Here is an 8,519-nt window from a genome sequence, read left to right as displayed (position 1 = left end):
CAGGATGTAGAGCGGTTGCTCTGCGACGCTCTTGCGATCTGTCGAATCAGACATCGTCTCTTCCCTGTCCAGTGATCGGTGCTGAAAGAATCAGGTATCGCCATCACCTAAGATGATGAGTCGTTATTTAATACTCAATTTATCTAACGGGTCGCTACCAGTGGCTGCACGGGTTGCCGTTCTTGCGAGGGCTGAACGTCCGCGAGACGTGAAGAGATCAAGCTGCCGAAAATTTCAGGTCGTGGTGGGGCGGAGATTTATGAACGAGGTCGCACGATTTGTGCCTGATTGCAGTCTGTGGAGTAAGAAACTGCGCGGGAGAAGAAGGGGAAGAGAGTGAGCGAAGGGCCTCGGGCGGGTACGCTGCGCGGCTGTACCCTGGTTTCACCTACAGGGATTTCATGCACAGGCGCGAGCGGGAGCAGCACTGCATGACGGCGGCCGTCATGCAGTGGCATGCTGGCATTTCAGCGGTGTGCGTTAGAGCAGCTTTCCGGCGGCGGTTCCGGCTGCGAGGTCCGCGATCATCTTTTTCGTCGCGGCCTCGGCGGCGGCTTCCCACTGTTTCGCCCCGTACTGTTCGTCATAGGGGGGGGCTCTGAAGGCAAAGTTGATCCCGCGTGAGTTATTGACGACCGCACCCAGGCCGTTGGCATCAAAGGCGGGGGCGACGTCTGCTGCTGCACCCCCCTGGCTGCCGTAACCGGGAATCAGCAGCGGGACGTGTGGCATGGCCGCGCGGAGTTCGACGAGTTCGCGGGGATATGTTGCCCCGACGACGGCGCCGATACTTCCGTAGCCACTTTCGTTGGTCTCAAGGGCCAGTTCTTCGACGACCTGGGCGACGTGGCGAAAGAGTGTTTTATCTTCGGTGATCTTGTCCTGGAACGAGGCTGAACCGGGATTACTGGTTTTGACGAGGACGTAGATGCCGGCTCCTCGCTCGGCGGCCACCTTCACGAAGGGTTCGAGAGTGTCCCGGCCGAGATAAGGGTTGACCGTGAGTGCGTCGGCCTGCCAGGGAGCAGCTTGCGGGTCTGCTCCGGCGAGGTAAGCGCGTGCATAGGCTTCGGCCGTTGTTCCAATATCGCCCCGCTTTCCGTCGCAGATGACGATCAGTCCCTTGGACCGGGCATAGCGGATGACGCGGGCAAGAGCGAGGCAGCCATCGGGGCCCCATTCCTCGAAGAACGCCGCCTGCGGTTTCACGGCCGGGACCAGGGGCGCGACCACATCGATGAGCCGGACGCAGAATTCCTCAAATGCCGACGCGGCGACGGCGATCGGGTCGTCGTGAAGTTCGCGGGCGTGTGCGAGGACATCCAGGGGAAGCTGGTTCAGTCGTGGATCAAGACCGACCAGTGCCGGTGTCTTCTTAGCCTTGATCGCTTCATGGAGTCGTGTTGCGTAGTGGAAACTCATAGTAACCAGTCCTCTTAGCGATGGAGATTTTTTGGTATTAGTACGATTCGACTTAGTTACATTGATTGATCGGTGGAAGTCTCTCTGATCTGGGATGTGATCTTCCCTGCCGTCACTACACTCTCACGGGTGTGAGCCGCCCGCTCGGGTTCTGGGCGGGGGCGAGTTGCTGTCGTCGGATGTTGAGGCGGAATCAGGTTGAGTTCCAGAGGCAGTCAAGTCTTGGCGAATTCCTCGTCGTCCTCAGGAATGTCTGATGTCAATCGTTCCTGGGCCAGTCGCAATTGCGATACAAACCAGTACCCGCAACTCAGATACTGGCACATGACAATCTCACGACCGAAGTGAGCTGCGACGGTCCACCACCAGCGTTGACCGCTGACCAGATAGGACAAAAGCAGGAACGCCGTGCCGAAGGAACCCCAGACCCGGAACGTCAACCGGGGATAAGCCATCATGAGTGGCAACAGTAAACGGCCGAGCAGGCCGGTCAGCAGCATGATGGCGAACGTAACGGGAAGGTAGCCTCGTCGTGAATCGAACCAGACCTGATAGCTCAGGTACAGCACGACCATCAGGAGCTGAAGTCGTGTTCCCCAGGACACGGTCGTCAGGAATAATTTCAGGCGTCTCATACGGGCGACTCATTTCCAGGCAAACGTCGTTCCCGTCAGGCGTTCGTATGCTTCGATGTATTTATCCCGCGTCTTGACGACGACGTCCTCTGGAAGTGCGGGAGGAGGGCTGTTCTTGTCCCAATCGGTGGTTTCCAGCCAGTCTCGCACAAACTGTTTGTCGTAGCTGGGCTGTGCTCCACCGGGGGAATACTGGTCAGCGGGCCAGAAGCGAGAGCTGTCTGGAGTCAGGACTTCGTCGATCAGGATGACCTGGTCATTAATCACGCCAAACTCGAATTTGGTATCCGCGATAATGATCCCTTTGGACCGGGCGAACTCGGCCGCCTTTGTGTAGACATCCAGGCTGAACTGCTTCAACTGCCCCGCCCGATCGGAGCCGATGATCTCGGCCATGCGTTCGAACGGAATGTTTTCGTCGTGACCCGATTCTGCCTTTGTCGCCGGGGTGAAGATGACTTCGGGGAGCCGTTCACTTTCTCGCAGGCCGGCAGGAAGTTTCAGTCCGCAGACCGTCTGGCTGGCTTTGTATTCTTTCCATCCTGATCCCGAGAGATACCCGCGAACGACACATTCGATCGGGAAGACACGGGTCTTTCTGACCACCATGCTGCGCCCCTGCAGCGACGCGATATCTGTCTTTGCTGGCAAGGGAACATCTTCCGGGTTCATCGACAGCAAGTGATGGGGGACACCCAGGCGGTCGAACCAGAATTTGCTGATCTGCGTCAGGACGCGTCCTTTGTCGGGAATCCCGGTTGGCAGAATCCAGTCGAAGGCACTGATCCGGTCCGTGGCGACGATGAGCAAACGGTCACCGAAGTCGTAGACGTCGCGAACTTTTCCTCGACCTGGTTCCAGACCGGGAAGTTGGCTTTGCAGCAGGGGCGAATTGAGGGGTGCGGGGCTCATCAGATGCAGATCAGTTCCATCTCGAGGCAGGAGAAATACTGCAAAAAGGCTACCAGAAGGCGAGCTTCTTGAACAACCCGCAAGCCGGGACTACACTCGCTGATTGGTCCAGGGAGGCAGGCTCGGTTCCTATTTTCTGGGCGGGTGCGTCTGTGTCATTGATTGCGAAGTCAAAATCAGCATAGACTTATCGTTTCCTGTAGAACTTCTGTGCATCGATTTTTTCCTCTTGATGAAGCAGGCCGGAGCCGCGATGGGGTTGATTCGCTTTGCCGTCTACCCCGCCAGCCTCGTAAACGACTGGCCAGAGGTTCACGCGGGTTATTTGACGGGTGCTGATGGCAGGATCTTTTCGACTCGCATCGAAATCGTCGATAACATCATCGAATGCCGCCGCAGTTCGTCGGAAAGCGTGAAATTCCATGTTGCCTGGCCCGTTCCCGGCTATGGTCGCATCGTCATTCCGACCGCCTCGCTGCCTGAACGGGAAGAACCTTATCTGCTCGCAGTGGAACTGGCTCGCGGTAAGATTGTTCAGGTACGGAATCAGTCGTCGCAGTGGGAACTCGCTGGACTTCAGATTCCCGAAGAATTTCGCGGACCGAACCGCGCCGCCCATCAGAGCTTCTCGCGTGCTGCGGCATCGCAGTCTCAACCCGAACTGGCCAGCCAGTTGGCCGATGAAGCGATTCGCCATGCTTGCGAGGCGGCTGAAATCCTGACTCGGTCGTACGGCGCCCAGGCGCTGGCGGGGCGACTGCAACGATTTGGTTCGCTTCCCGTTTCGATCGGCTGCGAACTCGACGGAGACGTTCCCACCCCGGAAGGGACGGTTCACTTCAACAATGTCTTTCATTCCGCGACCGTCGCCATCCCCTGGACGACCATCGAAGCGGTCGAGGGAGAATATAACTGGGACGCGACCGACCGGCGGGTCGAGTGGTGCGAACAGCAGAAGCTGATGATTCGCGGGGGACCGCTGATTGATCTGGGGCCAGGTGGACTTCCCCCCTGGCTGGCGTTGTGGGAACAGGACGTTTTCAATCTGCAAAGCTTCGTCTGCGATTTTGTCGAGACCGCGATTGCCCGATACTTCGGGCGAATCCATACCTGGGAAGTCTGTACCCGGATGAACACCGGTGGTGCATTGACTCTCTCGGAAGAAAGCCGTCTGACGCTGACTGCCCGTGTCTTCGACGTGGCACGACAGGTTGACGAGGATGCTCACCTGATTGTGCGAGTTGATCAGCCGTGGGGGGACTACCAGTCACGTGGTTCTCACGGACTTTCTCCCATTCAGATGGTCGATGCCCTGATCCGTTCCGGTGTCGGCCTGTCGGGAGTGAATCTGGAAGTCGCGATTGGCTACCGCCCGCACGGTTCGGCACAGCGCGATCTGCTGGAGTGTTCGCGCCTGATCGACACGTGGACCAATCTGGACATTCCGATTTTCGTGACCCTGGTTTGTCCGTCGAGTTCCGAGCCGGACGAGCTGGCTCTGCCAGACATTCAGGTCAATCCCCGTACCTGGCCAACACCGGGCAATGAAAAGATACAGGCGCGCTGGATTGAGTCGATGCTGGATCTGCTCGTGGCCAAGCAGCGGGTAGCGGGTGTGCTGCTGCCCCACCTGTCAGACGGGCAATCTCACCGGTTTCCTCATGCTGGCCTGTTAAACCGGGATGAAACTCCCAAGGAGATCGTCGAACGGCTGATCTCTCATCAAATTAATCAGCGTCTTAAATCCTGATTCGAAAGGATTCCTTGTGAAGGGACTTGTGACATCTTCTCCCGGTGGCTGGCAAAACACGCGGCTGGAACAAGTGGACCTGAGGGTCGGGCGTCCCGAGGAAGTTCTGGTCGAGATCCGGGCGGTGGGACTCAACCCGGCTGACAATTTTCAGATTGAAGGAAAATACCCGGGTGGGCCTCAGCCACCCTTTCTTCCCGGCCGGGACGCCTGTGGAGTGGTCATTCAGGGAGATTCTACAGGGCGCTGGCAACCCGGTGACGAAGTTGTTGCGCTGCAGACATCGACCTCGAACCTCCGCGACGGGACGCTTTGTGAGCAGCAGTGGCTCGCGGCCGAGAACCTGGCCCGCAAGCCCAGGGGCTGGAGTGATGTGGAAGCGGCGGCCGCACCACTGGCCTATCAGACCGCGTGGAAGGCCCTGTTCGATGTGGGCGCTCTCGAGGCGGGTCAGACCGTTGTTGTGACAGGGGCTTCTGGTGGTGTTGGGCTGGCCTGCGTGCAGCTTGCCAGCGCACTCGGAGCCAGAGTTGTGGCACTGTCTCGCTCGGAAGAAAAGCGGCAAAAGCTACAGCGACTCGGTGCCAGTCACGTGTTTGCTCCGGACCATCCCCAATTAAAGGACCAGATCTTTTCCTCGATCGGAGCTAAAGGAGTGTCTCTCGTCGTGGAGAATGTCGGGGGACCTTCACTGGCGACATCGATCCATCTGCTGGGGGTGCATGGCCGGGTCAGCGTGGTGGGACTTCTGGCGGGAGTCGAATCGGTGGTTCCTCTCCCCTCGCTGATGTTTAAGCGAGCATCGATTCACGGGGTTCTGGTGACGGATGACTCGCCCGCCAAAGCGCAGTCTTCGTGGAAAGCGCTCGTCGAGTTGATGAACAGTAAGCAGATTCGCCCGATCGTGTGTGCCACCTACCCGCTGGACTCTGTCGAGAAAGCTTTCAAGCATCTCGGGGGTGACGTCTTCGGTAAGGTCGTCGTCGAAATTCCGTCCGCAATGTGACGGAATTCGGCGTCCGTTGCGAGAGTTGCCGGTCAGCCGACTCCGTCCTCCTGAATAAAATCCCGACCGTCGAGCGTTCTTCTCGGATGATGAGCGGAGAAACCTTCGGTGAGTGAAGCTGCGCAGACTGTTTGGGACCTGCTTGTTTTGTGTGCAGAAGGAGATGCTCGGATCTTTTGTGCAAAGTTGCTCCGATACTACTGAGCAGTGGATTACACGTTGCGTTTGCACTTCGCGGCGGGGGTCCCTGATCACCTGACCGAGTGATCAAAGGAGATGAGATCCGGCACCCACTCCACTTTTGCCGCGGTGATCGAGAGAGGGGATGCAAGGCGGTTATAACCAGGCGTTTGCAAGGATGCAACGAATGAAACCGATAACCCGCTTGTGGCAGAAGTCTGTTGCAGCGTTGCTACTGGGGGGAGCCTTGTCTACAGGGCCGTCAGGCCTGGGGCAGGAGTTTCTGTACGACTCGCCGGTGGAACCAGCTCCCTTTTCTCAGGCATCTCCTTATTTTTCTCCGCAATTGATCGCCGGCAACGCGGCCTACGGATTGGAGAACGATTCGCTTCCTGCTGAACTTGCCGAAGAAGTCGCCGGGGCACGTGTCAGTCAGCCGCTGGGACCACATCCCGTCAGTGATGTCGGTTTCCTGATGAACGAACTGGGGATGAAGAACCTGTTCGGCGACAGCGGGATACGGACTTTCGGCTGGTTCGAGACCGGGTACAGCGGTTCCTCATCAGGGTCTGGACTCTTGTCTGTTCAGCCACGTCAGAACCGGTTTGGAAATGAGTTGCTGGTGGACCAGATCGGCCTGGTGATTCAGAAGCCGTTGAAGCAGGATCAATTCGACCTGGGTTTCAATATTCGCTACTTCGCGGGGGCGGATGCGGCACTCGGTCAGCCCAAAGGGGGGATTGGCAACGCAGACAACACGCGGTTCAGTCAGGACTTCCGAGATTTGAATATCTCTGCCCATTTGCCGATCCTGACGGAAAAGGGGATGGATGTCAAAATTGGCCGTATGAATTCGATCATCGGTTACAATGGCTTTCTCGCTCCGTACCGTCCGTTCTACTCCAGTGATTATCAGTTCTTCTATTCACAAGACGGCGCCTTCACCGGGCTTTTAACGAATCTGCACGTGAACGATCAGCTCGATCTCTGGAATGGCGTTACATTAGGTGCTAATACATTCTATACACTGCGAAGTGATAACTCGTACTGCTATATCGGCCAGTTCAACTACTGGCTGACCCCGGAAAAACGGACTCGACTGACGGGCTCCGTCTATGCAGGTCCGGACGCCATTTTCGCTGCACCAGGAATGAGTGGTGACTTCAACACCACGGTTGAAATTCGACTGCAGCATGCCTGGAGCAGATACTTCACGCAGGTCGTGCAGAACAATATGGGGTGGGACCGGAACACACCGGTCGGAACCGGATCATGGTACGGTCTTTACACCATCGGAATCCTGCACCTGAATGCCGAGGTTGATGCCCTGCTGCGGGTGGAATGGTTCGATGACGTTCAGGGGACTCGCACCGGAGTCGCTGCCAATTACTCCGAAGTCACTCTGGGGACGAACTGGCACCCCAATAAGTACCTCGAAATCCGCCCTGAAATTCGGGGCGACTTCGCCGACCGGGCGGCGTTTGGTGTCGGAGGAGCACATACGAACCACAATCAATTGACGGGTGGTATCAGTGCTCTGGTGAAATTCTGAGACGGGCGTGGCGGTCCCACAGATCGTTTCTCTTGTGATGACCGTGGGCGGAACTGCGAAGTAAAAACTCCAGCCGGAGGGAGGTTCAGGATGAACCTCCCTCCGGCTGGGTGTTCGTTTGAGGGACTGCTAAGTCAATTCCTCGGCGACAACGGGGGTGGTGCCGCGGTTCCAGTCATCGGCACTCATGAACCAGTGGTTTGGAGACAGACTGGAGGAATTCAGCAGCCACGGTGGTGACTGCGGCCCCGATTTCCACGCGGCGGCGATGTGCATGGAGAGGCTGACCAGGTCGGTCGTTACGGCGGAAGGATCACCGCACCAGCGGAAGCATGTCCCTTCGGTGCCGAGCGGAAAGACAGATCGTCCGGCGGCCGGATTGGCTTCCGGCAGGGAATCCGGTAGCGGACCCCCGATGAACAGGCTGCCGCAGGCCAGCTCGCCCCCGAAGTACCAGCTCGCTTCTTCCGTTGACCAAGGGCCGTCCCAGCGGAATCGGTCACGGTAGATCAGTTCTCCAGCACGGCGTACTTCAAAGTCCTGCACGATACAATTGAACTGAAAACGTTCAGAAATTTCAGCCCGTTCGTAGCGCCCCGGCAGCCAGATATCCCCCCAGATCAGTTTGGCTCGAGGAGCCAGATTGACGCGACCTCGCTGGTAATACTTGCACCCCGCGAAGGGGATGTTCGGTCCCGGCAGAACCACCAGACAGGCATCGTCCTCGACGTCGATCGTCCACTGCTGTGAGGCAAAGCTTTTCAGCGCAGGATGGATTCTCGTGGCTGATTGACCTGTGATCACCGCCTGTGTGCCGCTACGTGCGACGATTTCCAGGTGATGGATGTCACCATCCATCAGCCCGGCTGTCAGGTTGATGACGTAAAGCAAGGACGCGTGTTCTGCTCCGAACACAAACGGCGGCAGCACCCGGACGGGGATCTGCTGGTAGCAGCTCCCCAGTCGCGTCGCGTTGCCGGATTGAACCAGTTCGATTCGTGCTCCACCGACCCGCCCCGCAGGGTGATGGATCGATTCCATTCCAGCGAATTCGGGTGGTGT

Annotated in this window: 7 protein-coding genes; 3 read left to right on the top strand and 4 right to left on the bottom strand. The window is 57.8% G+C overall.

Annotated elements, in window-relative coordinates; genetic code table 11:
- Positions 1 to 480: 480 nt before the first annotated feature.
- The 3 genes from pyrF to VGE80_RS22045 all read right to left on the bottom strand — a co-directional run bounded on the left by pyrF (position 481) and on the right by VGE80_RS22045 (position 2,969).
- Complete coding sequence (gene pyrF / locus VGE80_RS22055) at positions 481 to 1,422, bottom strand: orotidine-5'-phosphate decarboxylase (RefSeq protein ID WP_440594145.1); 942 nt, start codon at positions 1,420 to 1,422, stop codon at positions 481 to 483.
- Between the two features lie 215 nt (positions 1,423 to 1,637).
- The gene (locus VGE80_RS22050) at positions 1,638 to 2,057 is read right to left on the bottom strand and encodes a hypothetical protein (RefSeq protein WP_440594144.1); all 420 of its coding nucleotides are present in this window, start codon (positions 2,055 to 2,057) and stop codon (positions 1,638 to 1,640) included.
- Positions 2,058 to 2,066: 9 nt separating this feature from the next.
- Complete coding sequence (locus tag VGE80_RS22045) at positions 2,067 to 2,969, bottom strand: phosphoribosylaminoimidazolesuccinocarboxamide synthase (RefSeq protein WP_440594143.1); 903 nt, start codon at positions 2,967 to 2,969, stop codon at positions 2,067 to 2,069.
- Positions 2,970 to 3,201: 232 nt separating this feature from the next.
- Between VGE80_RS22045 and VGE80_RS22040 the strand changes: the two genes are divergently transcribed.
- The 3 genes from VGE80_RS22040 to VGE80_RS22030 all read left to right on the top strand — a co-directional run bounded on the left by VGE80_RS22040 (position 3,202) and on the right by VGE80_RS22030 (position 7,457).
- A complete protein-coding gene (locus VGE80_RS22040; RefSeq protein ID WP_373649976.1) occupies positions 3,202 to 4,719 on the top strand; it encodes an endo-1,4-beta-xylanase in 1,518 nt (505 codons plus the stop codon).
- 16 nt (positions 4,720 to 4,735) lie between these two features.
- Positions 4,736 to 5,725 (top strand): quinone oxidoreductase family protein, encoded by a 990-nt coding sequence (locus VGE80_RS22035; protein ID WP_373649977.1) that lies wholly within the window; start codon positions 4,736 to 4,738, stop codon positions 5,723 to 5,725.
- A 367-nt stretch (positions 5,726 to 6,092) separates the two neighbouring features.
- Entirely contained in the window at positions 6,093 to 7,457 is a 1,365-nt protein-coding gene (locus VGE80_RS22030; RefSeq protein WP_440594142.1) for an outer membrane beta-barrel protein, read from the top strand.
- Positions 7,458 to 7,586: 129 nt separating this feature from the next.
- Here VGE80_RS22030 and VGE80_RS22025 read toward each other — a convergent pair.
- Positions 7,587 to 8,519, bottom strand: a 933-nt coding sequence (locus tag VGE80_RS22025; RefSeq protein WP_440594141.1) for an urease accessory protein UreD, incomplete at its 5' end; no start/stop codon positions are given.

The organism is Schlesneria sp. (assembly GCF_036405755.1).
GTDB lineage: Bacteria > Planctomycetota > Planctomycetia > Planctomycetales > Planctomycetaceae > Schlesneria > Schlesneria sphaerica.
This window is presented reverse-complemented; position numbering and strand designations above follow the sequence as displayed.

Excerpts from the sequence above, each read along its gene's own strand:
- pyrF (WP_440594145.1), bottom strand. The coding sequence starts at position 1,422 with ATGAGTTTCCACTACGCAACACGACTCCATGAAGCGATCAAGGCTAAG.
- VGE80_RS22050 (WP_440594144.1), bottom strand. The coding sequence starts at position 2,057 with ATGAGACGCCTGAAATTATTCCTGACGACCGTGTCCTGGGGAACACGA.
- VGE80_RS22045 (WP_440594143.1), bottom strand. The coding sequence starts at position 2,969 with ATGAGCCCCGCACCCCTCAATTCGCCCCTGCTGCAAAGCCAACTTCCC.
- VGE80_RS22040 (WP_373649976.1), top strand. The coding sequence starts at position 3,202 with ATGAAGCAGGCCGGAGCCGCGATGGGGTTGATTCGCTTTGCCGTCTAC.
- VGE80_RS22030 (WP_440594142.1), top strand. The coding sequence starts at position 6,093 with ATGAAACCGATAACCCGCTTGTGGCAGAAGTCTGTTGCAGCGTTGCTA.